The following is a 24,008-nucleotide window of genomic DNA, read 5'->3' as shown; positions in this document are numbered from 1 at the left end:
TGCGCTTCGCGCTCCTCACCATGAGGGTCTTGTGATACAGTAGAACTAACCCACCTTACGACATGGGTCTTTTTCGCGTGCGTTGAACTCGGTTCATGACGCAACGCCGGCGAGCGCCAGCACGGCGTGCATCAGCACGTTGGCGCCGGCGGTGCAGTCTGCCTGCGTCGCGTCCTCCAGCTCGTTGTGGCTGATGCCGTCCTTGCAGGGCACGAACACCATCGCCGCTGGCATCACGGTGTTGAGGTTGCAGGCATCGTGGCCGGCTCCGGAGGTGATGCGGCGGCTGGAATAGCCGAGCGTGTTGGCGGCGTTCTCGACGGCCGCAATGAGCTTCGGATCGAAATGCGTCGGCGCCTTGCGCCAGACGAGATCGAGCTTCACCTCCACCTTGCGCCGCGCGGCGATCTCGGCAATCGCCGCACGCAGGTCGCGATCGAGCGCGTCCATGATCGCGGCGTCCGCGCTGCGGCAATCGATGGTGAAGGCGATTTCGCCCGGGATGACGTTGCGCGAGGGATTCGCGATCACGGCCTCGCCGATGGTGCCGACCGCTTTCGGCCCGTGCTTTCTCGCGATGGCCTCCATCGCCAGAACGATCTCCGAGAGCGTCGCCAGTGCATCGCGGCGCAGCGGCATCGGCGTCGAGCCGGCATGGCTTTCAAAGCCGGTGATATGGCCGTCGTACCACAACACGCCCTGGCCGGAGTCGACCACGCCGATGGTCTTGGCTTCCGCTTCCAGGATCGGTCCCTGCTCGATATGCAGCTCGACGAAGCAGCCGAGCTTCTGGAAGCCGACCGGCTGGTCGCCGCGGTAGCCGATCGTATCCAGTGCCTGGCCGACCGTGATGCCCTCGGTGTCCTTGCGCGACAGGATATCGTCGGTGCTGAAATCGCCGACATAGGCGGCGGAGGCCATCATTGCGGGTGCAAAGCGCGAGCCTTCCTCGTTGGTCCAGTTGACGACGCAGATCGGTGCCTCGGTCTCGATGCCGGCGTCGTTCAGCGTGCGGATCACCTCGAGCGCGCCGAGCGTTCCCAAAATGCCGTCATATTTGCCGCCGGTCGGCTGGGTATCGAGATGCGAGCCGATGCCGACGGGCGGCTTCGACATGTCGCGGCCCTTCCGCAATCCGAACATCGAGCCGAGCGCGTCGATGTGCACCTCGAGGCCGGCATGCTCGCACGCCTTGCGGAACCAGTCGCGCACCTGCTTGTCCTCGGCGCTCAGCGTCAGCCGCCGCACGCCGCCCTTCTGTGTCGCGCCGAACTGCGCGGTTTCGTGGATGGAGCCCCAGAGGCGGGCGGAATCGATTTGCAGGTTGGTGGCGGCTCGGCTCATGCTTCTATATCCATTCTCATCCGGCCTACGTTCAATGACGCGGTGTTATCTCCGCGTCAACCGCAAGGCTCTTCTGCGCGATCTGCCGCGCGAGATCGGCGACGCGCTCGACGGCGACGACGTCGGGCGAGGCGAGCCAGCTTGCCGTGAAGGTCAGCGGCGTGATGTTCAGATCGGTATCGAGCAGTTGCAACCGCCCGTCGGCGAGCTCGTTCTCGACGATCGCGGCGGGGATCACCGCGATGCCGAGCCCCTCGACCGCCATGTGGATGACGGTCGCGAGCGAAGCGGAGGCATGCAGGCGGATCGGCGGCAGCTCGGGCCGGTCGAAGACCTCGCGCACGGCCTCGTACGGTCTGGTCTTGCGCGGGAAGGTGATGATCGGAAAGCGCGCGAGATCCTGCCGGGTGACGGGGCCATGGCCGAGCCCGAGCGAAGGGCTTGCGAGAAAGCCGATCGCATAATCGGCGAGTACGCGGTTGTGCACGCCGGGGGCCGACAACGGCCCGACCACGAAGGCAAGCTCGATCTCCTGCGCGAGCAGGCGCGCGGTCAGATTCGGCGTGATGTCGACCTCAATCTCCAGCGACAGGTTCGGGTAGATCTCGTTGACGCTCTTGACGAGCCGCGGCAGCCAAGTGTGCACGATGGTCTCGGCGACGCCGAGACGCATCACGCCGCGCATCGCGGACGCGTTGCCGATCTCGGCCATCATCGCCGCACGCAGGCCGATCAGTTTCTCGGCATACACCATCATCTGCCGGCCGCTCGGCGTCGGCGATGCGATGCGATGATCGCGGTTGAGGAGCTTGACGCCCATTTCGCGCTCGAGCTGGGCAATGCGTTGGGAGATCGCCGGCTGGGTGGTATTGAGCCGCGCCGCAGCCCCCCGGAAGCTGCCGAGCTTCACAACCCAAAGGAACGTTTCGATCGACCTGAAGTCCAGCATTGGAACGAATTTCCTGATCGATAAAACAAATTTATCGATATCGATTAAAAAGGAAGATTAGACTTTATAGCACGGCTGGTGTTGGCTGTCCTTGTCGGGATTATAGGCAGATCGATCAAATGACTATTTTGGTGGCAGCGCAGCAAACCGAAACTACCGACACCCTTCCGAGTCGTCTGGCCCGGCTCGCCTATCGCGGCGGAGAGGTCGGCTCGACGGCCGGCGTCGCCCCCGGCTTCGTGCAGGGCAATCTGGCGATCCTGCCCGAGGAATACGCCAGCGCCTTCCACCGCTTCTGCCAGCTCAATCCAAAGCCGTGCCCGATCATCGGTATGTCCGACGTCGGCAGTCCGTACATCCCCTCGCTCGGCGCCGATCTCGACATCCGCAGCGACGTGCCGCGCTATCGTGTCTGGCGCGACGGTGAGGTCGTGGAAGAGCCGACCGATATCACCAAGCACTGGCGCGACGATCTCGTGACCTTCGTGCTCGGCTGTTCGTTCTCGTTCGAAGAGGCGCTGCTCGACGAGGGGATGCCGATCCGCCACATCGAGCACAATGTGCGCGTGCCGATGTACCGCACCAACATCGCGTGCGGCGCCTCGGGGCCGTTCGCAGGTCCCATGGTGGTGTCGATGCGCCCGTTCAAGCCGGCGGACGCGATCCGCGCGGTGCAGATCACCTCGCGCTATCCCGCCGTGCACGGCGCGCCAGTGCATCTTGGCCATCCGCACCTGATCGGCATCAAGGACATCGCCAAGCCCGACTACGGCGATCCGGTGCCGGTCGCCGAAGACGAAATTCCGGTGTTCTGGGCCTGCGGCGTCACGCCGCAATCCGTCATCAACGCCGCGAAGCTGCCGTTCGCGATCACGCATTCGCCGGGGCTGATGCTGGTGACGGATCTGAAGAACAAAAACATGGCCGTGATTTAGCGGGCAGCGTTTGCTGCTTCTTCAGGCTTTACGCACTCCGTCAATCGCTTCATTCGATACGTGCAAAATTCAAGTAACAGGGGAATTTGCCAATGACGATCACTCGCCGCGACGTTCTGCTCGGAGCCACTGCCACCGCCGCATTGTTGCCGCTAGCGGCGCGCGCGCAGACCTCGGAGGTCGTGATCGGCGTCATCTATCCGTTCTCCGGCGCCAGCGCGCAGCAGGGCGTCGACGCGCAGAAGGCCTATGAGACGGCGCTCGAAGTCGTCAACAAGGACACCGATTTCGATCTGCCGCTGGCGAAAGGCGAGGGCCTGCCGGGCCTTGGCGGCGCGAAGATCAAGCTGGTCTTCGCCGACCACCAGGCCGATCCGCAGAAGGGCCGCGCAGAGGCCGAGCGCCTGATCACGCAGGAGAAGGTCTCGGCCATCATCGGCACCTATCAGAGCTCGGTTGCCGTCACCGTCAGCCAGATCTGCGAACGCTACCAGATCCCGTTCGTCTCCGCCGACAACTCCTCGCCCAGCCTGCATCGCCGCGGCCTCAAATATTATTTCCGTGCCTCGCCGCATGACGAGATGTACTCGGCCGCGATGTTCGATTTCTTCGATGCCATGAAGAAGAAGGGCACCAGGATCGAGACGCTGTCGCTGTTCCACGAGGACACCATCTTCGGCACCGATTCCGGCAACGCCCAGGCCAAGATCGCCGGCGAGCGCGGCTACAAGATCGTCGCCGACATCAAGTATCGGAACAACTCGCCCTCGCTTTCGGCCGAGGTGCAGCAGCTCAAGAGCGCGAACGCCGACGTGCTGATGCCCTCGAGCTACACCACCGACGGCATCCTGCTGGTCAAGACCATGGCCGAGCTCGGCTACAAGCCGAACGCCATCGTGGCGCAGGACGCCGGCTTCTCCGAGAAGGCGCTCTATGATGCCGTCGGCGACAAGCTCGCAGGCGTGATCTCGCGCGGCACCTTCTCGCTCGACCTTGCGCAGAAGCGCCCGATGGTCGGCAAGATCAACGACATGTTCAAGGCGAAGTCGGGCAAGGACCTCAACGACCTCACCTCGCGCCAGTTCATGGGGCTGATCGTGCTGGCGGATGCCATCAACCGCGCCAAGTCGACCGATGGCGAGAAGATCCGCGACGCGCTCGCGGCGACCGAGATCCCGGGCGAGCAGACCATCATGCCGTGGAAGCGCATCAAGTTCGACGAGATGGGTCAGAACAACGACGCCGACCCGGTGCTGCTGCAATATGTCGGTGGCAAGTTCGTCACCATCTTCCCGCCGCAAGCCGCGATCGCGGAAGCGTCCTGGCCGATGAAGTAAGCGGCGCAGGCCAAGGTGGGGGACCAAGCACTGTGACAGCCGAAGCTATCATCCAGAGTCTGGCGAGCGGCCTGTTGATGGGGCTGCTCTATGGACTGATCGCCGTGGGGCTCGCCCTGATTTTCGGCCTGATGGACGTCGTGAACTTCGCCCATGGCGAGTTCCTGATGGTTGCGATGTACGCGACGTTCTTTTTGTTCGCGTTCTTCGCCATCGACCCCTTGCTCTCGGCGCCGCTGGTCGCCGCGGCGCTGTTCGTGTTCGGCGCGGTAGTCTACCTGTTGATCGTCCGCTTCGCGATGCGCGCCAAAGCCAATGCCGGCATGGTGCAGATCTTCTCGACCTTCGGCCTGGCGATCGTGATGCGCGGGCTGGCGCAATTCTTCTTCACGCCCGACTATCGCAGCGTTCCGCAGTCCTGGCTCGGCGGCAAGACCATCTCGGTTGCCGGCATCTTCCTCCCCGAGCCGCAGCTCATCGGTGCGCTGGTCTCGATCGCCGCCTTCGCGGGGCTCTATTTCTTCATCAATCGCACCGATTTCGGCCGCGCGCTGGAAGCCACCCGCGAGGATCCCGGGGCGGTCGCGCTCGTCGGCATCGACAAGAATCGCGTGTTCGCGCTCGGCTGGGGCCTCGGCGCCGCGCTGGTCGGCTTGTCCGGCGCGATCATGGCGATCTTCTTCTACATCTATCCCGACGTCGGTGCATCCTTTGCGCTGATCGCCTATGTCACCGTGGCGCTCGGTGGCTTCGGCAGCGTGTTCGGCGCTTTCGCCGGCGGCATCATTGTCGGTCTGGTCGAGGCGACGACCGCGCTGGTGCTGCCGCCATCGCTGAAGTCTGTCGGCATCTACGCCGTCTACCTCCTCGTCGTCTTCATCCGGCCGCGCGGCCTGTTCGGGTCGATGTGATGGACAAGCATTTTGCCGCGCGGCGCCGCCGCGACCTCTTCATCGCCGCAGTGCTGGCCGTGCTCGCCGCGGCCACGCCGCTGGTCGTGAAGGACGTCTACGTCCAGAACATCCTGATCCTGACGCTGATGTACGCGGCCCTGTCACAGAGCTGGAACATTCTGTCCGGTTATTGCGGGCAGATTTCGCTCGGCCATGCGCTCTATTTCGGCTTGGGCGCCTACACCACCGAATTGCTGTTCACGAAGTTCGGCGTGCTGCCCTGGTTCGGCATGCTCGCGGGCGGCATGCTCGCGGCCGCCATCGCGATGGCGCTCGGCTATCCCTTCTTCCGCCTGCGCGGCCATTACTTCGTGATCGCGACCATCGTCATCGCCGAGATCGGGCTGCTCTTGTTCCAGAACTGGGAATGGGCGGGTGCAGCGCTCGGCATCACCATCCCCGTCCGCGGCGACAGCTGGCTGAAGTTCCAGTTCATGCGCAGCAAGCTGCCGTACTTCTACTTCGCGCTGGCGCTCTGCTGTCTCGCCTGGTTCGTCACCTGGTGGCTGGAAGACTCCAAATGGGGCTTTTGGTGGCGCGCGGTGAAGGACAATCCAGAAGCCGCTGAAAGCCTCGGCGTCGTGGTGTTCAATTCCAAGATGGGCGCGGCCGCCGTCTCCGCCTTCCTCGTCGCCATCGGCGGCAGCTTCTATGCGCAGTACCTTGCCTATATCGATCCCGAAAGCGTGATGGGCTTCCAGTTCTCGCTGCTGATGGCGTTGCCCGCGGTGCTCGGCGGCATCGGTACCCTCTGGGGGCCCGTGCTTGGCGCCGCCATCCTGATCCCGATGACCGAGCTGACACGCTCCTTCATCGGCGGTTCGGGGCGCGGCGTCGACCTCATCGTCTACGGCACGCTGATCGTCCTGATCTCGCTGGCCTTGCCCCAGGGCCTCGTAAGCCTGTTCTCACGGACCAAGTCGAAGGGAGCCGCACGATGACCGCGCTCCTAGAGACCCGCGGCGTCTGGCAGCGCTTCGGCGGCCTCGTCGCCAACTCCGACGTCTCGATCTCGGTCGGGCGCGGCGAGATCGTCGGGCTGATCGGCCCCAACGGCGCCGGCAAGTCGACACTGTTCAATCTCATCGCCGGCGTCCTGCCGCCGACGCAAGGCTCGATCTGGTTCGACGGCGTGGATGTCACGCGCATGCCGGCGGCGGAACGATGCGTGCGCGGCGTCGGGCGCACCTTCCAGGTCGTCAAGAGCTTTGAGACCATGACGGTCATCGACAACGTCATCGTCGGTGCGCTGGTGCGCACCACCGTGATGCGCGAGGCCCGCCGCAAGGCTTATGAGGTGCTGGAGTTCACCGGCCTTGCCGCCCGCGCCGACGTGCCCGCAAGCGATCTCGTTCCGGCCGAGAAGCGCCGCCTCGAAGTCGCCCGCGCGCTAGCCACCCAGCCGAAGCTGCTGCTGCTTGACGAAGTCCTCACCGGTCTCACGCCGACGGAAGCGCAGACCGGCGTCGCGCTTGTCCGCAAGGTGCGCGATGCCGGCATCACCGTGCTGATGGTCGAGCACGTCATGGAGATCGTGATGCCCTTGGTCGACCGCGCCATCGTGCTCGATCTCGGCAAGGTGCTGGTCGAGGGCAAGCCCGCCGACGTCGTCCGCGATCCCAAGGTGATCAGCGCGTATCTGGGAGATCGTCATGCTCAAGGTGCATGAAATCACGACTGCCTATCAGGGGCTGGTTGCGATCTCCTCCGTCTCGATCGATGTGGAGAAAGGCGAGATCGTCTGCGTCGCCGGCGCCAACGGCGCGGGCAAGTCGACGCTGCTAAAATCCATCGCCGGCGCCGAGCGCCCGCGCTCCGGCACGGTGACGTTCGACGGCAAACGGCTTGACGGTATGGCGCAGCATCACATCACAGCAGCCGGCATCGCCTATGTGCCGGAAAACCGCCGCCTGTTCCCGCGCCTGTCGGTGCGCGACAATCTGCGTCTCGGCAGCTATCTTTACCGCGGCGAAGCCAACCGCGAAGGGCCGCTCGACCTCGTCTTCAATCTGTTCCCGCGGCTGTCCGAACGCCTCGAGCAGCGCGCCGAGACGCTCTCCGGCGGCGAGCAGCAGATGCTCGCGATCGGTCGCGCGCTGATGACGCGCCCGCGGCTGTTGATGCTGGACGAGCCCTCGCAGGGCATCATGCCAAAACTGGTCGACGAGATTTTTCAGGCCGTCAAACGCATCCGCGATGCCGGCATGACCGTGTTGATCGTCGAGCAGCGCATGGCCGAATGCCTGGAGATCGCCGACCGCGCCTACATCCTGCAAACCGGCCGCGTTCAGATGCAGGGCCCCTCCGCCGAGATCAAGGGCAATCCGGACGTGAGGAAGGCATATCTGGGGCTGTAGCTGAGATCGGGCTGCCGCGGCCCGGATGAGCGCAGCGATATCCGGGACAGCCGTCCCCATATGTCGCTTCGCTCATGCGGGCTACCGATGTTGCCACATACTCCGTCATTGCTGTCGATGTTCAATAATTCGCTGATTGGATCGCGGTGGTCTTGGTAGCCGCAAAGGCTTTGGGAGTTTGTCCTGCCAAGGCCTGATGGGGTCTGTGGTTGTTGTAGTAGACGAGGTATTCGAACAGTTCGTTGGCGATGTGGTCGAGATTATCGAAGGTCGCGCCTTCGATGACGTCATCATCCAGCGTGCGCCAGAAGCGTTCGACTTTGCCATTGGTCTGCGGCCGGTATGGCTTGGTGTAGCGGTGTTTGATGCCGAGCTCGAGCAGCATGGCCTCGAACGGATGCTCGTCCGGCTTGGTGCGGGCGGCGAACTCGGCGCCGTTGTCGGACAGGATTTCCTGGAAGACGAGCCCGTAAGTGACGTTGAGGGTGTTGATCATCTTCAGGGTCTTGAACATGACCGGCAGCGCCTTCTTGGACGTCAGGACCTCGGCCCAGGCCAGGCGCGAGCAGCTGTCGATCAGGCTGATGATGGAGGCCGTGACCGGGGGTGGCGCGAGGAACATGTCGCGCGGCAATTGATGCAGGTCGACGTGGCCCAGCTCCCCGAGCTTGTCCTTGATAATACGGCGTTTCTCCTCACGCATCGCCGGCGTGCGCCGGTTCAGCTGATAGCGCCTCAGCACCCGGTAGATCGTGATCGGTGAAGGTACCGTGTCGCGCGTCTCGCGCAAGACGGCATGGATCTCATAACGGTTCATCCCCCGCTTGCGATGGGTGACGATCTCCGCCTCGATTCCTTCCGGCTCGCGCCGTTCCCGCCACTTGGGGCCGCGCCGCCGCGGCAGCAGGTCCGCTTCCTCGCCGCTCTGCAGATAGCGATTGTAATACTTGCGGAACGTCTGTGAGCAGGTCCCGTGGTGCCGGTAAAAGTCGCCGACCCGCTTGAACAGCGCCGATCGGCCAGCCTTCACCGCCTCATACTCCGGGATCAGAAAACGCCACTTCTGTAGATAGTTGCGCTCAATCGTCCGGTCGTAGCTGTTGTCGCGCATCGGATCGTCCTCCTGTGGAGCGATCCAATCAGCGAATTAGTGAACATGCACAATTGCGAGCGAAGCGAAGCAATCCAGAATCCCACCGCGGAAAGACTCTGGATTGCTTCGCTTCGCTCGCAATGACGATCTCTCCAACATCGTCCTGGACAAGCGAAACCTAATGCGCGTCCCCGTGCTCAGGCAGCGTCAGCCCGAACACCTTCACCAGATCCTTGACCTGCTCCGGCGACAAATGCCGCGGGTTCAGCCCACGCAGCAGCAGATAGAGCTTCGCCGTCTCCTCCAACTCCTCCGTCGCAAATACGGCGGCTTCGAGCGTGTCGCCGGCGACGACCGGGCCGTGATTGGCGAGCAGCACCGACGAATATCTTCCCGCCAGCCCCTTGATCGCATCCGCCACCGCGGGATCGCCGGGGCGGAAATAGGGCACGAGCGCGGTGGCGCCGCATTTCATGAGATAATAGGCCGTCATCGGCGGCAGCGCGGCGCGCGGGTCGATCTCGGGCAGCATCGAGAGCGCGACCGAATGGGTGGAATGCAGGTGCACGATCGCGCTTGCCGCGCCACGCGTCTCGTAAAGCGCGGTGTGCAGCGGAACCTCCTTGGTCGGAGCATCGCCCGAGACCAGCCGGCCCGATCCATCGAGCCGCGATAGCCGAACTGGGTCGAGGAAGCCGAGCGAGGCGTTGGTCGGCGTCACCAGCCAGCCGCCGTCGTCGAGCTTGACGCTGATGTTGCCGGAGGAGCCCGGCGTCAACCCGCGCTCGAATAGCGAGCGGCCGAAGCGGCAGATATCCTCACGAAGTTTCGTCTCGTTGCTCATGGCCGTCATGCCCGTTTGTCTCACGCTTTGGCAGCGCGGCCAAGCCGTGATATGCGGTTCAACAGGCCGCCGAGACCGGCCATTGAGGAACGCTCCAAGGGATCAATCGCATGTCGTCAGCCTCGCAGAAACCGCGTATCGCCGTCATCGGGCTCGGCTCGATGGGCTTTGGCATGGCCACATCGCTGAAGCGCGCCGGATTTACCGTCACCGGTTGCGACGTCTCGGCCGACGCGGTCTCGCGCTTCGTGAAGGACGGCGGCGCCGGCGCGAAAACGCCGGCGGAGGCGGCGGGGGAGGCGGACGTCGTCGTCAGCGTCGTCGTCAACGCCGCGCAGACCGAGGCGATCCTGTTCGGCAAGGATGGCGCGGCCGAAACCATGCCGAAGGAAAGCGTCTTCATCTCCTCCGCCACCATGGACCCCGACATCGCCCGGCGCCTCGCAAGGCAGCTCGAGGCGACCGGCCGGCATTACCTGGATGCGCCGATCTCCGGCGGCGCGCAGCGCGCCGCGCAAGGCGAATTGACGATCCTCGCCTCCGGTAGCCCGGCGGCCTTTGCCAAGGCGCGCCCCGCGCTCGATGCCATGGCGGCAAAGCTCTACGAGCTCGGCGATGCCGCGGGCCAGGGCGCCGCCTTCAAGATGATCAACCAGCTCCTGGCCGGCGTGCACATCGCCGCCGCATCCGAGGCGATCGCCTTTGCCGCCAAGCAGGGCCTCGACATCCGGAAAGTGTACGAGGTGATCACGGCCTCGGCCGGCAATTCCTGGATGTTCGAGAACCGCATGCCGCATGTGCTCGACGGCGACTACACCCCACGCAGCGCGGTGGAGATTTTCGTAAAAGACCTCGGCATCATCCAGGACATGGCGCGGTCGGCAAAATTCCCGGTGCCGGTCTCGGCAGCCGCGCTCCAGATGTTCCTCATGACCGCAGCGGCCGGCATGGGCCGCGACGACGATGCGTCGGTGGCGCGGATGTATGCGCAGGTCACCGGCGTGAAGCTGCCAGGCGAAAAATAACAAGAGGATTTAGATGCCCCGCTTTGCCGCCAATCTCTCGATGATGTTCACCGAGGTGCCGTTCCTCGACCGCTTCGATGCTGCGGCGAAGGCCGGCTTCACCGCCGTCGAATTCCTGTTTCCCTATGAGCACCCGGCCGAGGTTGTCGGCGAGCGCCTCAAGCGCAACGGGCTCACGCAGGCGCTGTTCAACCTGCCGCCCGGCAACTGGGACGCTGGCGAGAAGGGCTTTGCAGCGCTCCCCGCCCGCTTTGGCGATCTCAAGCAGAGCCTGGAGACGGCGCTGCCCTATGCCAAGGCGACCGGCGTCAGGCGCCTGCACCTGATGGCCGGCATGGCCAACCGCGGCGATCGACTTGCGATCGAGGCCTTCTACAAGTCGGTGGCGTGGGCCGCGGAGTTCTTCGCACCGCACGGCATCGACATCGTGATCGAGCCGATCAACCCGCGCAACGTTCCCGGCTATTTCCTCAACGACTTCGGCTTCGCACGCGACGTGGTCGAGGAACTGCGGATCCCGAACCTCAAGCTCCAGTTCGACATTTATCACTGCCAGATCATCCATGGCGACGTCACCATGCGCCTGCGTGAGATGATGCCGATCATCGGCCATGTCCAGATCGCCAGCATCCCCTCGCGCAACGAGCCCGATAGCGAGGAGCTGAACTATCCCTTCCTGTTCGCCGAGCTCGATCGTCTCGGCTATGCCGGCTTCGTCGGCTGTGAATACAATCCGCGCGGCAAGACTACCGACGGTCTCGCCTGGTTCAAGCCCTACGCCGGAGCAAAATCGTGACGATTGCAGCGAAAATTTCTCTTGGCTGCATTGCCGACGACTATACCGGCGCCTCCGATCTCGCCAATACGCTGACGCGCGCGGGCCTGCGCACCGTGCAGACCATCGGCGTGCCGTCTGACGACCTGGCGCTGCCCGAGGTCGATGCAGTCGTGGTGTCGCTGAAGAGCCGCTCGATCGAGGCGGGGCTTGCGGTGACGCGCTCGCGCGCGGCGGAGAAATGGCTGCGCGGCCGCGGCGCGGGTCACGTGCTGTTCAAGATCTGCTCGACCTTCGATTCCACCGACGCCGGCAATATCGGCCCGGTGATGGACGCGCTGCGCGACGATTGCGGCGAGGCGATCGTTCTGGTGACGCCGGCGTTCCCCGAGACCGGCCGCACCGTCTACCAAGGCAATCTGTTCGTCGGCCCTGTTCCGCTCAACGAGAGCCCGCTGAAGGACCATCCGCTCAACCCGATGCACGATTCCAACCTGGTGCGGGTGCTGGCGCGGCAGAGCAGGACCAGGGTCGGTCTCGTCAATCTCGCAAACGTGACGCGCGGCGCGGACGCCGTACGCGCGCAACTCGCCGAGCTGTCGGCCAAGGGCATGGGCGCGGCGATCATCGACGCCGTGTTCGACCGTGACCTCGAGACCATCGGCCTCGTCGCCGTGGAGCATCGGCTATCGGTCGGAGCCTCCGGCATCGGCCTTGGCCTGGCGCGCGCGCTGGTCTCCTCGGGGAAGGTGAAGGCCAATGCGGCGAGCGCGGAGGCGAACGCGCCGGTCGGCGGACCGGCGGCATGTCTCGCCGGAAGCTGCTCGCAGGCGACGCTTCAGCAGATCGCGAATGCCGAACGTCTCATGCCGGTGTTGCATCTCGATCCCGGGCAAATTGTCGCAGGCGCGCGCGAAGCGCAGCGCGCGCTCGCCTGGGCGCGCCCCCGCCTCGCGGACGGTCCGGTGCTGGTCGCCTCGAGCGGCACGCCCGAGGCGGTCGCCGCAGTGCAGGCGCGTCACGGTCGGGATGCCGCCGGTCACGCCATCGAGCAGGCCATGGCCGATATCGCCGAAGGGCTGGTGCAGTCGGGCGTTCGGCGTCTTGTGGTTGCCGGTGGCGAGACGTCCGGGGCCGTCGTCGATCGCCTGAAGATTCCCGGCTTCCTTGTCGGCGCTGAGATCGCTGCAGGAGTCCCGGTGTTGCACGCGGTGGGCGCCAGGGAAGGCAGCATGTTGCTTGCCCTTAAGTCGGGCAATTTCGGCGGGCCGGAGTTTTTCTCCGACGCGCTCGGGCTCATGCGCTGAGCGCAGGGCTTTCTTAGTCCTCTGTTGATTTCTTTCGGGTTCCGTACTCGTACGGAGTCGTAGTTAACGTCTGCTCAGGTCGTTTGGTGTTTGATATCGGCTGCACTCCTTTTGGTTGCAGCTATTTCCCGACGCCAAGCCGTGGCCCAAAAGCCGCGGTCCAAGACAAGAGACCAGCAATGCTCACGAATATTTCCATCCGCACCAAGATCATCAGCGTCGTGGCGTTTCTGCTGGTCGCGATGACCGGCATGGGCCTGCTCGCCGTATTGAAAATGCGGTCCATGAACGCCAATACCACGGACATCACGACGAACTGGATGCCCAGCGTGCGGGTGCTCGGCGATCTCCGGGCCATCGTCATCTCCTATCGCAACGTGGTCCGCGAGCACATGCTCGCCGAGACCTTGGAGGAGAAGCTGGCGGCCGAAAAGATGGCAGCGATCGTGATCGACATGTTGGCCAAGTCCCGCAAGGATTACGAGCCGATGATCACCTCGCCTGAGGAGCGGGCGCTGTACAACGAGTGGTCCAAGCTGTGGGACGATTACAAGAAGGGCACGGAAGAGGTGTTTGCGCTGTCGCGCCTGGAGGCCGGCAAGGTCCCACATGAGGCGCACGAGCTCAATACCAAGAAGGTCAACAAGATTGGTTTGCAATCTGACGAGGTCCTCAAGAAGGACATCGACCTCAACAATAAGGGCGGCGACCAGGCCGCCCGGGACGCCGCCGACAGCTATTCCTTCGCCTTCATGCTGGTGTCCGTCATTCTCGGCGCCGCTCTCGTCATCGGCATCGGCGTCAGCTTCTACATGATCCGCGACGTCTCCAGCGGCCTCAACTCCATCGTCGAGCCGATGCAGGCGCTCGGCAAGGGCGATCTGACCGCCGAGGTGCCGCATCAGGGCGAGAAGACCGAGATTGGCGCCATGGCCGACGTGCTTCAGGTCTTCAAGGAGGCGCTGATCGCCAAGAAGGCGGCCGACGAAGCCGCCGCCCTTGATGCTGAAGCCAAGATCGAGCGGGGCCGCCGCGTCGACACCATCACCCGCGAATTCGAATCGATGATCGGCGAGATCGTGCAGACGGTTTCGTCAGCCTCGGCCCAGCTCGAAGCCTCGGCTTCGACGTTGACCGCTACCGCCGATCGCTCCCAACAGATGGCGACCAAGGTCGCGGCGGCGTCGGAAGAGGCCTCGACCAACGTGCAGTCGGTGGCCTCGGCGACCGAGGAGATGGCCTCGTCGGTCGGCGAGATCAGCCGTCAGGTGCAGGAATCGGCGCGGATGGCGGGCGACGCCGTCGGCCAGGCCCGCACCACCAGCGAACGCGTCAGCGAGCTGTCCAAGGCGGCCTCGCGCATCGGCGACGTCGTCGAGCTGATCAACACCATCGCCGGCCAGACCAACCTGCTGGCGCTGAACGCGACCATCGAGGCGGCGCGCGCCGGCGAGGCCGGCCGCGGCTTCGCGGTAGTCGCATCGGAAGTAAAGGCGCTCGCCGAGCAGACCGCCAAGGCGACCGGCGAGATCGGCCAGCAGATCACCGGCATCCAGGCCGCCACCAACGACTCCGTCGGCGCCATCAAGGACATCTCCTCGACCATCGAGCGCCTGTCGGAAATCTCCTCGGCCATCGCAGCGGCGGTGGAAGAGCAGGGCGCTGCGACCCAGGAGATTGCCCGCAACGTGCAGCAGGCGGCGCAGGGCACCCAGCAGGTCTCCTCCAACATCGCCGACGTACAGCGCGGCGCGACCGAAACCGGCACGGCCTCCTCGCAGGTGCTGTCGGCGGCGCAGATGCTGTCGAACGATTCGAGCCGGCTGAAGACCGAGGTCAGCAAGTTCCTGACCAACGTTCGCGCGGCGTGACTCTCTCCAACCGGGTATCGCACGAAACGAGAGCCGCGCCATCAGCGCCGCTCTTTGTGTCTTGGGCGCCGTCCGACCGACTGAACGGTCTTGAGGCATTCCGTGCAGTATTGGTCCGCGGACCAAGGATGTCCGCACCAGCACCGTATCAAGGTCTCGTGAAACCGTCCCCTGCGCCGCGCCTTTCTTCCGTATGCCCGTAAAAATGCGGCGTATCCCCCTGCGATATCTCAGTAGGATTGCGGAGTTTCGTTAACGTGTTCCATCATTGGCGATGGTACCAAAATAGGGACGGAAATTGATCGCGCCGCCCGACGATCTGTGATCCGGTGAGCAATTTTTAATCGGAGAATACTGGGGAAATCGATGTCTTGGATCAATAATGTTCGTGTCTCTGTCAAAGTTTCCGCCGTATTCGCCGCAATCTGTCTCGTCGTCGCCATTGGTACCGGGGCGATCTACCATTCGCTGAGTGTGATGAACTCGACGGCGAGGATGACGATCCACACCTATGAGGTACTGGAGCAGCTCTCCGCGCTCGTCAGCTCCATGGTCAATTCGGAAACTGGCGTACGCGGCTACCTTGTGTCGGCGGATACCGGCTTTCTCGCGCCTTACGAGTCGGGCCAGAAGCAGTTTCAGGCGGCAGCGGCTAAAGTCGGTAGCCTGACCTCCGACAACGCGGCTCAGCAGAAGCGCCTCGAACGCGTCACGGCGTTCGCCAGCGACTGGATGACCAATATCGCTCAGCGCGAAATCGCACTGATGAAGGATCCCGCAACTCAGGCGAAGGCGCGCGAGCTTGAAGCATCCGGCGCCGGCAAGAAGGCCATGGACGGCCTCCGTGCCGTGGTGCAGGAGATGGACGCAGAAGAGCGGTCGCTGCTGACTGTACGGGCCTTGGCCTCCGACGCGGCGTCCGCAAACGCGACGCTCGCCATGCTGATCGGCGGCATCGTCACGCTATTGCTCTCGTTGGTCGGTGCTTTTGGTGTCGCAGTCGTGGTCACCCGCCCGATCCAGCGCATCACCTCCGAGATGGGCATCCTCGCTAAGGGCGATACGTCGGTGGCAATATCGGCCACCGAACGCAAGGACGAGATCGGCCAGATGGCCGGGGCAGTCCAGGTGTTCAAGACCAATGCAATCGAGGTCGAGCGACTGAAGGCGGAGCAGCTCGAAGTCGAAAGCCGCAACGCCGAGCAGCGCAAAGCCGATATGACGCGGCTTGCCAACGAATTCGAAGGCGCGGTCGGCGAGATCATCCAGGCCGTGTCGTCGGCCTCGACCCAGCTGGAAGCCTCGGCCTCGACGCTGACGTCGACCGCCGACCGCTCCCAGAAGCTTGCGACCACTGTTGCCGGAGCTTCGGAGGAAGCCTCGACCAACGTGCAGTCGGTGGCCTCGGCTACCGAGGAGATGGCTTCATCGGTCGGCGAGATCAGCCGTCAGGTGCAGGAATCGGCGCGGATGGCGGGCGACGCCGTCGGCCAGGCCCGCACCACCAGCGAACGCGTCAGCGAGCTGTCCAAGGCGGCCTCGCGCATCGGCGACGTCGTCGAGCTGATCAACACCATCGCCGGCCAGACCAACCTGCTGGCGCTGAACGCGACCATCGAGGCGGCGCGCGCCGGCGAGGCCGGCCGCGGCTTCGCGGTAGTCGCATCGGAAGTAAAGGCGCTCGCCGAGCAGACCGCCAAGGCGACCGGCGAGATCGGCCAGCAGATCACCGGCATCCAGGCCGCCACCAACGACTCCGTCGGCGCCATCAAGGACATCTCCTCGACCATCGAGCGCCTGTCGGAAATCTCCTCGGCCATCGCAGCGGCGGTGGAAGAGCAGGGCGCTGCGACCCAGGAGATCGCCCGCAACGTGCAGCAGGCGGCGCAGGGCACCCAGCAGGTCTCCTCCAACATCGCCGACGTACAGCGCGGCGCAACCGAAACCGGCACGGCCTCCTCGCAGGTGCTGTCGGCGGCGCAGATGCTGTCGAACGATTCGAGCCGGCTGAAGACCGAGGTCAGCAAGTTCCTGACCAACGTTCGCGCGGCGTGAACGCGGACCGCCGCTGACTGCAGATCTTGTAGGGTGTGCAAAGCGACTTGTCCGTCGTAGCTCGAAGAGCGAAGGCGGAAGCGTGCCCACCATCGTGACAGCGATTGCGCAGGGAGTGGTGGGCAGGCGCGAGCGCGCCTTCGCCCACCCCAACGAGCGCGATGATCGTGGATCAACGCATCCGCCACTCCGGCACGTTGTCACCGGCCATCGTGATTTGGCCGAGCGAGCCGACAGGCGTGCGATTCATGTCGAGCAGGTGCGCCAGCGTCGTGCCGTCGCCTGCCGGAATGCGGGCCAGCGTGCGCCGGTCGTCTTCCGTGCGCAGCATGACGACGCCGTGCTCGATGTCGCCATTGCGGCCGAAGATCACCGTAAAGCTCTCGACCTTGCCCTTGCCGCTCGCCTCGGTGACGAATTCAGGCACCGCGCGCTTGTTGTGATCGGCCTCACTCTGGACGCTCGTGTCCTGGGACAGCGCCGCGCGCGGCGGTGTCTTCGAGAGCACGAGCCCGTGATGCTTGGTGACAAAGCCGCCCTGGCCGTAGAGCAGGCCGAGCTTCGCGCCATCGCGCAACTTGCGCACCATCGCGCAGGCTGCATGCGTCATGTAGGTGTTGAGCGGCGCGCCGAAGAAGGTGAGGCCGCCGGTCACGGTCGGCTGCACGTCGGGCCCCAGGCCCAGCGTTCGCCGGGCCATCTTGGGCACGCAAGGAAAGCAGCTATAGAGCTCGATCGCGTCGAACTGCTGGCCGTCGCCGCCGGCGAGATTCATCGCGGCCTTCAACACCGCATTCTGAGGATGGCTCTCATAGAACTGGTCGCGCAGGAGATAATCGCGCGGCTCCTCGGCCGAGGCGCCGCCGAGCGGATAGACCAGTCGGTCTTCGGCAATACCGGCCGCGCGCGCCGTCGCAAGGCTGGTGAGCAGCAGCGCGCCGCCCATGTTGACCATGGGGTTGGCGACCATCAGTTTGGTGTAGGGCCAGGCGATCAGGCGGTTGTCCGCCGTCGGTGTCGTGATCTCGTCAGGCGCAAGACGCCGCTTCAGCCAGGCGTTGGGATTTTGCGCGGCGGCCTGCGAATAACGCGACCACAGCGTGCCAGATTCCGCCATTGCCTCGCGCGGGCTCTGGCCCCAATGTGCCGAGGACGCGGCCTCGTAGAAGGGATAGACCGTGACGGGGCGGAACACGCCGAGCTTCACGGCAAGCGGCTTCTGGAACGCTGCGCCGCGCTTCGGCTCGTCGACGTCATGCGCAAACGGCGTCCACGGCAGCTTGGCGCCGGTACGCTCCGCCTTGGTCGCGGTCGACTGCGCCTCCGCTCCGCAGACGGCGGCGACGCTGCATTCGCCGCGCGCGATGCGTTGCGCCGCCTCATGCAGATAGCGGATCGGGCTCTCGCCGCCGACCGGGCCGTAATAGCAGTGCGCGGGCTGAACGCCGAGCCGCTGCGCCAGCAGCTTTTCGGGATCGCGATAGCGCCAGCTCAGGAAGTTGACAACGTCGAGCGATTGCACCTCGCCGAGCAGCCTTGCGCCGGCATCCTCTTCGGCGCGCCGCAGCGCCTGTTCGAGAAGATCGAGCGGCTCGAGGCCCTCTGTGATCTCTCTGGGCCGGTCGACGATCTCGCCGACGCCGACGATGACGGGAATGCGGTCTGGGGGTAGATGCATTGTTCTTCGTTTCGCTTTCTCAACAGTTCACCACCTCATCCCGAGGTGCCCTGCGAAGCGGGCGTCTCGAAAGATGGGCCGCGGGCGAGATCGGAGCCTTCATGGTTCGAGACGCCGCTGACGCGCCTCCTCACCATGAGGATCTACCACGGTCACTCCGCCACCAGCGCATTCATGTGCTCGACGGCTTCGGCGAACCCTTCCTTGAACTCCTGCACCACCGTCCCTGCCGACTTCACGCTGTCGATGAGACCAACGCCCTGGCCGACGAAGTAGCTGACGAGGTCGCGCGCCCGCGCATTGCCGGCGGCGGCCGCGCGGTCGATCGAGTTGAAGGCGTCGCGGCTGACGATGCTTTGCAGGGGCATCGGCAGCGCGCCGGGGCTGTCCGGTGCGCGGTCCCAGGCATCGGTCCACACCGAGCGGAGCTGCCGCGCGGGCTTGCCGGTGCGGCCCTTCGAGCGCACCGCGTCGCGCGAGGACGCGGCGATCATCTTCTCGCGAAAAATCTCGGTGGTCTCCGACTCGATCGTGGCGAGCCACACCGAGCCGGTCCACGCCCCGGCCGCGCCCATCGCCATGCAGGCGGCCATCTGCCGCCCGGTCATGATGCCGCCGGCCGCCAGCACCGGCACATCGCGGATCGGTTTGATCGCCTTGATCACCTCCGGCACCAGCACCATGGTCGAGACCTCGCCGCAATGTCCGCCGGCCTCGGTGCCCTGTGCGACCAGAATGTCGACGCCGGCCGCGACATGACGCAGTGCGTGCTCCTTGGCGCCGACCAGTGCGGCCACCGGCACGCCGTGCGCCTTGCCCATCTCGATCATCGGTTTCGGCGGCACGCCCAGCGCATTGGCGATCAGGCGGATCGGATGACGGAAGGAGACCTCCAGCAGCTCCAGCGCGGTCTTGGCGTCGAAGGGCTGCGGCTGGTTGTCGGCGACGGAGGTGCTGGTCAGCTCGATGTCACACTTCTTCAGGAGGTTGCGCGTGTAGTCGCGATGCGCCTGCGGCACCCGCGCTTCCAGGCTCTTCCAGGTGACGTCCTTCTCGCCAGCGGTCGAGATGTTTTCGGGGATCAGCACGTCGACGCCATAGGGCTTGCCGTCGACGTGATCGTCGATCCATTTCAGCTCGCGCTCGAGGGTATCAGGCGTGTGCACGGTTGCCCCTAAGACGCCGAAGCCGCCGGCGCGGCTCACGGCGGCAACGACGTCGCGGCAATGGCTGAAGGCAAACAGGGGGAACTCTATGCCCAGCATGTCGCAGATCGGCGATTTCATCTGTCTCTCCCGCGCGCCGGCTTCGTGTTGCTCTTGCTATGGAGAAACGCTAGCCCAGCCTCGCCGCCATGCAAAGCCGGTTCGCCATGGGCTTCTTGCGTACAGGCGCCATGGGGACGGGAAGGCCCGGCCATGACGAAACGGCGAGGGCGCTCATCGGACAATGCATCCTTGCGCCCTTGCCAATCTCGCCTTTGTCGCTAGCTAACAGCCCACGCGCCTTCCGCGCTGGAGCCCTTTGCATGACCGACGCACCCGCCTACGAGCCGCCCAAAGTCTGGACCTGGAATAAAGCCAATGGCGGGCAGTTTGCCAGCATCAACCGGCCGATCTCGGGCCCCACGCACGACAAGGAGCTGCCGGTCGGCCGGCATCCGCTCCAGCTCTATTCGCTGGCGACCCCGAACGGCGTGAAGGTCACCGTGATGCTGGAGGAGCTCCTGGCGCTCGGCCACAAGGGCGCCGAATACGACGCCTGGCTGATCAATATCGGCAAGGGAGAGCAGTTCGGCAGCGGCTTCGTCGCCATCAATCCGAACTCGAAGATCCCCGCGCTGCTGGACCGCTCGGGCCCGGAGCCGATCCGCGTGTTCGAGTCCGGATCGATCCTCCTCTACCTCGCCGAAAAGTTCGGGGCCTTCCTGCCCAAGGACATCAAGACGCGCACCGAGGCCATGTCCTGGCTGTTCTGGCAGATGGGGAGCGCGCCCTATCTCGGCGGCGGTTTCGGCCATTTCTACGCCTATGCTCCGACCAAGATCGAATACGCCATCGACCGCTTCGCGATGGAAACCAAGCGCCAGCTCGACGTGCTCGACCGCCGCCTTGCGGAGAGCGAGTACCTCGCCGGCGGTCAGTACACGATCGCCGATATCGCTGTGTGGCCCTGGTATGGCGCGCTCGCCAAGGGATTGGTCTATGGCGCGGGCGAATTCCTGTCCGTGCAGGACTACAAGAACGTGCAGCGCTGGACCGATCAGATCGCCAAGCGCCCGGCCGTCAAGCGCGGCCGCATGGTCAACCGTGTCTCCGGCGATCCCGCAAGCCAATTGCACGAACGTCACGACGCATCGGATTTCGAGACGAAGACGCAGGACAAGGTCGCGGCTGTGGCTGCGTCGTAACGGTCTGTCGGCAGGCGCTTCTCACCTCGCCCCGCTTGCGGGGAGAGGTCGGATCGCAGATACGATCCGGGTGAGGGGGAGTCTCCGCGAATCCAGCTCTCACCGTGATCGTGGAAGCGGCCCCTCACCCCAACCCACTCCCCGTCAGAACGGGGAGAGGAAGCAGGGAGAGCTCACGGCATGCTCAGCTCATGCCGTCCCACCACCATCCAGTGCACCTCGTCCGGGCCGTCGGCAAAGCGCAGGTGGCGGACGTCCTGATACATCTCGGCGAGCGGCGTCCATTGCGAGATGCCGGTGGCGCCATGCATCTGGATCGCCTGGTCGATGATGGTGCAGGCGCGCTCCGGCACCATGGCCTTGACCATGGAAACCCAGACGCGCGCCTCCTTGTTGCCGAGCACGTCCATGGCCTTCGCCGCTTTCAGCACCATCAGCCGCATTGCCTCGATCTCGCAGCGCGCCTGCGCGATGATCTGCAAATTGCCGCCGAGATGGGCGATCTTCTTGCCGAAGGCTTCGCGGGTCAGGCCACGCTGCACCATCATGTCGAGCGCCTTCTCGGCCTTGCCGATCGTACGCATGCAGTGGTGGATGCGCCCGGGTCCGAGGCGGAGCTGCGAAATCTCGAAACCGCGGCCTTCACCGAGCAGGATGTTGTCTCTGGGCACGCGGACATTGTTGAAGCGCATGTGCATGTGGCCGCGCGGCGCGTGGTCCTGCCCGAACACGTGCATCGGGCCCAGGATCTCGACGCCTGGCGTGTCCTTCGGCACCAGGATCTGCGACTGCTGCTTGCTCGGTGGTGCATCGGGATTGGTCTTGACCATCACGATCATGATCTTGCAGCGGGGATCGCCAAGGCCGGAGATGTAATACTTCTCGCCATTGATCACCCACTCGTCGCCGACGAGCTTTGCGGTGGTGGAGATGTTCTTTGCATCGGATGAAGCGACATTCGGCTCGGTCATCGCGTAGGCCGAGCGGATCTCGCCGTTCAAGAGCGGCTTCAGCCATTTCTCCTTCTGCGCCTTGGTGCCGACGCGCTCCAGCACCTCCATGTTGCCGGTGTCGGGGGCCGAGCAGTTCATGGTCTCAGAGGCGAGCGGGCTCTTGCCGAGTTCGACGGCGATATAGGCGTAGTCGAGGTTCTTCAGCCCTTGGCCGGTGTCGTCATCCGGCAGGAAGAAGTTCCACAGGCCTTCCTCCTTGGCCTTGTTCTTGGCCTTCTCCAGCACCTCGAGTTGACCCGGCGTAAAGCTCCAGCGGTCGTCCTTGTCCTCGCCGTGCTTGATGAAGTCCACCGTCATCGGCTCGACGGTCTCGCGGATGAACTTCTTCACGTGGTCATAGAGGGGCCTGACCTGGTCCGACATGCGCAGGTCGTTGAGCTCGTCGCCGGGATTGAGCGTGTAGTTGGTGGTGCGGGGCACATAGGCGTGTTTCATTCTTGTTCCTCCCGATAGAGTGGGCCGCGATTGCCGCGACCATAGACGCGGAGAGCCGAAAGCGCGAGCGTGCTTTTTTGGGAGATGCGCCTTACCACGCCGCGGAATTTTATCGGTGCAGATCAAACGATGTTTAAAACGCTTGAGGCACGCGGCGCGCTACACTCGCGGTGTCATCGCCCGCCAAGGCGGGCGATCCATTATTCCAGAGACAGCGACGAATACGGAGAAGCCGCGGCGTACTGGATCCCCCGCTTTCGCGGGGATGACAGCGTCGTCTGTGGCGGGCTCACACCATCCGGTGCATCGCGCAGATCTTGTTGCCGTCGGGATCGCGCAGGTACGCAAGGTAGGCCTTGCCCGCCGAGCCCTCGCGAATGCCGGGAGGATTCTCGCAAGTCTTTCCGCCGGCCGCGACGCCGGCCGCATGCCATTTGTCGACCTGCTCGGGCGAATTGCAGGCGAAACCGATGGTGCCGCCGTTGGCCGCCGTCGCAGGCTCGCCGTTGATCGGCTTGGTCACGGAGAACACGCCGGTCCTGGTGATGTAGAAAATGCGATGGCCGTCGACGCGTGCAGGCCGAACCTCGAGGGTCGCCAGCAGCTTGTCGTAGAACGCCTTGGCCTTGTCCAGATCGTTGGTGCCGATCATCCCGTGCGAGAACATGGTTTGCTTCCTCCCCCGGTTTGAAATCGTAGAGTGGGCAAAGCGAAGCGTGCCCACCAGTTCGAGACGAGGTGGGCAGGGCGAAAGAGCGCCTTTGTCCACCCTGCAAAAGCCCTCAGAACGCGGTGTACCCGCCGTCGATCACGAACGTGTCCGCGGTGTGATAGGACGATGCCTTGCTCATCAGATACACCGCGATGCCGCCGAAATCGGATGGTTCGCCAAAACGCCGCTGCGGAATCCGCGGCATGACGTTGGCGACGAATTTATCGTTGGCCATGAGGCCCGACGTCATGTCGCTCTTGATCCAGCCCGGCAGGATCGCGTTCGCCGTGACGCCGTAGCGCGCGAGCTCGACGCCGAGCGCGCGCACCAGCGCGTTGATCGCGGCCTTGGTCGCAGCATAGTGCTCGTTGCGCGCGGTGCCGAAGATCGAGGCGAGGCTCGAGGTCGCAACCAGCCGGCCGAAGGGATCGCCGGCGTTGGCGCGCTCAGTCATGTGTCTGGCGGCGGCCTGGAAGGCGTGGAATACGCCGTCGAGGTTGGTCGAAAACATCGTGCGCCATTCCTCCTCGGTTCGCTCGACGAAGGAGCGCCTGCCGCCGCCGCCGATGCCGGCATTGGCGAAGCAGCCATCGACCCGGCCGAACGTGTCGAGCGTCGCCTCCATCGCCGCATTCACCGACGCAGGATCGGTGACGTCGCAGACGCGGGCATCGACCTTGCCGGGAAAGCCGGCCATGCTGGCGGCGGCAGCCTTGTTCTTCTCGGCATTGCGGCCCCAGATCGAGACGTTGCAGCCTTGCGCGGCGAGCGCCTGCGCGATGCCGAGCCCGATACCGCCATTGCCGCCGGTGATCACGGCGGCGCGGCCGGTGAGATCGAAAATGGTCATGGGTGTTTCCCCGCTGTTGTTGGCATGACGCGCATCAGCCTGTGCGCACAAGATTGTCCGCTATG

21 protein-coding genes are annotated in these 24,008 nt (G+C 64.5%); 12 read left to right on the top strand and 9 right to left on the bottom strand.

What is annotated here, in order from left to right:
- Nucleotides 1–93: 93 nt before the first annotated feature.
- Nucleotides 94–1,344, bottom strand: a complete 1,251-nt coding sequence (locus tag QA640_RS29855; protein ID WP_283036446.1) for a Zn-dependent hydrolase — start codon at nt 1,342–1,344, stop codon at nt 94–96.
- A gap of 31 nt (nt 1,345–1,375) precedes the next feature.
- Nucleotides 1,376–2,293, bottom strand: a complete 918-nt coding sequence (locus tag QA640_RS29850; protein WP_283036445.1) for a LysR family transcriptional regulator — start codon at nt 2,291–2,293, stop codon at nt 1,376–1,378.
- 119 nt (nt 2,294–2,412) lie between these two features.
- On the opposite strand from QA640_RS29850, the gene QA640_RS29845 reads away from it, so the two are divergent.
- The 6 genes from QA640_RS29845 to QA640_RS29820 all read left to right on the top strand — a co-directional run bounded on the left by QA640_RS29845 (nt 2,413) and on the right by QA640_RS29820 (nt 7,875).
- The gene (locus tag QA640_RS29845; protein WP_283036444.1) at nt 2,413–3,228 is read left to right on the top strand and encodes a putative hydro-lyase; all 816 of its coding nucleotides are present in this window, start codon (nt 2,413–2,415) and stop codon (nt 3,226–3,228) included.
- Nucleotides 3,229–3,320: 92 nt separating this feature from the next.
- Nucleotides 3,321–4,565, top strand: a complete 1,245-nt coding sequence (locus tag QA640_RS29840; protein ID WP_283036443.1) for an ABC transporter substrate-binding protein — start codon at nt 3,321–3,323, stop codon at nt 4,563–4,565.
- A gap of 77 nt (nt 4,566–4,642) precedes the next feature.
- The gene (locus QA640_RS29835; protein WP_283042923.1) at nt 4,643–5,476 is read left to right on the top strand and encodes a branched-chain amino acid ABC transporter permease; all 834 of its coding nucleotides are present in this window, start codon (nt 4,643–4,645) and stop codon (nt 5,474–5,476) included.
- On the top strand, nt 5,476–6,459 hold the full coding sequence (locus QA640_RS29830; protein WP_283036442.1) for a branched-chain amino acid ABC transporter permease: 984 nt from the start codon (nt 5,476–5,478) through the stop codon (nt 6,457–6,459). Before QA640_RS29835 ends, QA640_RS29830 begins: the two co-directional genes overlap by 1 nt.
- Nucleotides 6,456–7,187 (top strand): ABC transporter ATP-binding protein, encoded by a 732-nt coding sequence (locus QA640_RS29825; protein ID WP_283036441.1) that lies wholly within the window; start codon nt 6,456–6,458, stop codon nt 7,185–7,187. Before QA640_RS29830 ends, QA640_RS29825 begins: the two co-directional genes overlap by 4 nt.
- Nucleotides 7,171–7,875, top strand: coding sequence for an ABC transporter ATP-binding protein (locus QA640_RS29820; protein WP_283036440.1), 705 nt, complete (start codon nt 7,171–7,173; stop codon nt 7,873–7,875). The genes QA640_RS29825 and QA640_RS29820 overlap by 17 nt, the downstream gene beginning before the upstream one ends.
- Nucleotides 7,876–7,996: 121 nt before the next feature.
- On the opposite strand, the gene QA640_RS29815 is transcribed toward QA640_RS29820, so the two are convergent.
- Complete coding sequence (locus tag QA640_RS29815; RefSeq protein ID WP_283036439.1) at nt 7,997–8,986, bottom strand: integrase core domain-containing protein; 990 nt, start codon at nt 8,984–8,986, stop codon at nt 7,997–7,999.
- Nucleotides 8,987–9,146: 160 nt separating this feature from the next.
- Complete coding sequence (locus QA640_RS29810) at nt 9,147–9,821, bottom strand: aldolase (protein WP_283036438.1); 675 nt, start codon at nt 9,819–9,821, stop codon at nt 9,147–9,149.
- A gap of 101 nt (nt 9,822–9,922) precedes the next feature.
- On the opposite strand from QA640_RS29810, the gene ltnD reads away from it, so the two are divergent.
- From ltnD to QA640_RS29785, 5 genes are all read left to right on the top strand, one after another.
- Nucleotides 9,923–10,837, top strand: a complete 915-nt coding sequence (ltnD, locus tag QA640_RS29805) for an L-threonate dehydrogenase (protein WP_283036437.1) — start codon at nt 9,923–9,925, stop codon at nt 10,835–10,837.
- Nucleotides 10,838–10,850: 13 nt separating this feature from the next.
- Nucleotides 10,851–11,633 (top strand): 2-oxo-tetronate isomerase, encoded by a 783-nt coding sequence (gene otnI / locus QA640_RS29800; RefSeq protein WP_283036436.1) that lies wholly within the window; start codon nt 10,851–10,853, stop codon nt 11,631–11,633.
- On the top strand, nt 11,630–12,919 hold the full coding sequence (gene otnK / locus QA640_RS29795) for a 3-oxo-tetronate kinase (RefSeq protein WP_283036435.1): 1,290 nt from the start codon (nt 11,630–11,632) through the stop codon (nt 12,917–12,919). Before otnI ends, otnK begins: the two co-directional genes overlap by 4 nt.
- A 179-nt stretch (nt 12,920–13,098) precedes the next feature.
- Complete coding sequence (locus QA640_RS29790) at nt 13,099–14,790, top strand: methyl-accepting chemotaxis protein (protein ID WP_283036434.1); 1,692 nt, start codon at nt 13,099–13,101, stop codon at nt 14,788–14,790.
- 366 nt (nt 14,791–15,156) lie between these two features.
- Complete coding sequence (locus QA640_RS29785) at nt 15,157–16,845, top strand: CHASE3 domain-containing protein (protein WP_283036433.1); 1,689 nt, start codon at nt 15,157–15,159, stop codon at nt 16,843–16,845.
- Between the two features lie 172 nt (nt 16,846–17,017).
- Here the strand turns inward: QA640_RS29785 and QA640_RS29780 are convergent, their stop codons facing one another.
- Both QA640_RS29780 and QA640_RS29775 read right to left on the bottom strand, forming a co-directional pair.
- On the bottom strand, nt 17,018–18,523 hold the full coding sequence (locus tag QA640_RS29780; RefSeq protein ID WP_283036432.1) for an acetyl-CoA acetyltransferase: 1,506 nt from the start codon (nt 18,521–18,523) through the stop codon (nt 17,018–17,020).
- A gap of 152 nt (nt 18,524–18,675) precedes the next feature.
- Complete coding sequence (locus tag QA640_RS29775; protein ID WP_283036431.1) at nt 18,676–19,809, bottom strand: nitronate monooxygenase; 1,134 nt, start codon at nt 19,807–19,809, stop codon at nt 18,676–18,678.
- Between the two features lie 242 nt (nt 19,810–20,051).
- On the opposite strand from QA640_RS29775, the gene yghU reads away from it, so the two are divergent.
- Entirely contained in the window at nt 20,052–20,933 is an 882-nt protein-coding gene (yghU, locus tag QA640_RS29770; RefSeq protein ID WP_283036430.1) for a glutathione-dependent disulfide-bond oxidoreductase, read from the top strand.
- Between the two features lie 173 nt (nt 20,934–21,106).
- Here yghU and QA640_RS29765 read toward each other — a convergent pair whose 3' ends face one another.
- The 3 genes from QA640_RS29765 to QA640_RS29755 form a co-directional block, all read right to left on the bottom strand.
- On the bottom strand, nt 21,107–22,381 hold the full coding sequence (locus QA640_RS29765; RefSeq protein ID WP_283036429.1) for an acyl-CoA dehydrogenase family protein: 1,275 nt from the start codon (nt 22,379–22,381) through the stop codon (nt 21,107–21,109).
- A gap of 289 nt (nt 22,382–22,670) precedes the next feature.
- Nucleotides 22,671–23,048, bottom strand: coding sequence for a VOC family protein (locus QA640_RS29760; protein WP_283036428.1), 378 nt, complete (start codon nt 23,046–23,048; stop codon nt 22,671–22,673).
- Between the two features lie 115 nt (nt 23,049–23,163).
- Nucleotides 23,164–23,943 (bottom strand): SDR family oxidoreductase, encoded by a 780-nt coding sequence (locus tag QA640_RS29755; RefSeq protein WP_283036427.1) that lies wholly within the window; start codon nt 23,941–23,943, stop codon nt 23,164–23,166.
- Nucleotides 23,944–24,008 lie beyond the last annotated feature (65 nt).

This window comes from Bradyrhizobium sp. CB82, assembly GCF_029714405.1.
GTDB lineage: Bacteria > Pseudomonadota > Alphaproteobacteria > Rhizobiales > Xanthobacteraceae > Bradyrhizobium.
This window is presented reverse-complemented; position numbering and strand designations above follow the sequence as displayed.

Excerpts from the sequence above, each read along its gene's own strand:
- QA640_RS29850 (WP_283036445.1), bottom strand. The coding sequence starts at position 2,293 with ATGCTGGACTTCAGGTCGATCGAAACGTTCCTTTGGGTTGTGAAGCTC.
- QA640_RS29845 (WP_283036444.1), top strand. The coding sequence starts at position 2,413 with ATGACTATTTTGGTGGCAGCGCAGCAAACCGAAACTACCGACACCCTT.
- QA640_RS29835 (WP_283042923.1), top strand. The coding sequence starts at position 4,643 with ATGGGGCTGCTCTATGGACTGATCGCCGTGGGGCTCGCCCTGATTTTC.
- QA640_RS29810 (WP_283036438.1), bottom strand. The coding sequence starts at position 9,821 with ATGACGGCCATGAGCAACGAGACGAAACTTCGTGAGGATATCTGCCGC.
- QA640_RS29765 (WP_283036429.1), bottom strand. The coding sequence starts at position 22,381 with ATGAAACACGCCTATGTGCCCCGCACCACCAACTACACGCTCAATCCC.
- ltnD (WP_283036437.1), top strand. The coding sequence starts at position 9,923 with ATGTCGTCAGCCTCGCAGAAACCGCGTATCGCCGTCATCGGGCTCGGC.
- QA640_RS29775 (WP_283036431.1), bottom strand. The coding sequence starts at position 19,809 with ATGAAATCGCCGATCTGCGACATGCTGGGCATAGAGTTCCCCCTGTTT.
- QA640_RS29840 (WP_283036443.1), top strand. The coding sequence starts at position 3,321 with ATGACGATCACTCGCCGCGACGTTCTGCTCGGAGCCACTGCCACCGCC.
- otnI (WP_283036436.1), top strand. The coding sequence starts at position 10,851 with ATGCCCCGCTTTGCCGCCAATCTCTCGATGATGTTCACCGAGGTGCCG.
- QA640_RS29790 (WP_283036434.1), top strand. The coding sequence starts at position 13,099 with ATGCTCACGAATATTTCCATCCGCACCAAGATCATCAGCGTCGTGGCG.
- QA640_RS29785 (WP_283036433.1), top strand. The coding sequence starts at position 15,157 with ATGTCTTGGATCAATAATGTTCGTGTCTCTGTCAAAGTTTCCGCCGTA.
- QA640_RS29760 (WP_283036428.1), bottom strand. The coding sequence starts at position 23,048 with ATGTTCTCGCACGGGATGATCGGCACCAACGATCTGGACAAGGCCAAG.
- QA640_RS29755 (WP_283036427.1), bottom strand. The coding sequence starts at position 23,943 with ATGACCATTTTCGATCTCACCGGCCGCGCCGCCGTGATCACCGGCGGC.
- yghU (WP_283036430.1), top strand. The coding sequence starts at position 20,052 with ATGACCGACGCACCCGCCTACGAGCCGCCCAAAGTCTGGACCTGGAAT.
- QA640_RS29830 (WP_283036442.1), top strand. The coding sequence starts at position 5,476 with ATGGACAAGCATTTTGCCGCGCGGCGCCGCCGCGACCTCTTCATCGCC.
- QA640_RS29780 (WP_283036432.1), bottom strand. The coding sequence starts at position 18,523 with ATGCATCTACCCCCAGACCGCATTCCCGTCATCGTCGGCGTCGGCGAG.
- QA640_RS29855 (WP_283036446.1), bottom strand. The coding sequence starts at position 1,344 with ATGAGCCGAGCCGCCACCAACCTGCAAATCGATTCCGCCCGCCTCTGG.
- QA640_RS29820 (WP_283036440.1), top strand. The coding sequence starts at position 7,171 with ATGCTCAAGGTGCATGAAATCACGACTGCCTATCAGGGGCTGGTTGCG.
- QA640_RS29825 (WP_283036441.1), top strand. The coding sequence starts at position 6,456 with ATGACCGCGCTCCTAGAGACCCGCGGCGTCTGGCAGCGCTTCGGCGGC.
- QA640_RS29815 (WP_283036439.1), bottom strand. The coding sequence starts at position 8,986 with ATGCGCGACAACAGCTACGACCGGACGATTGAGCGCAACTATCTACAG.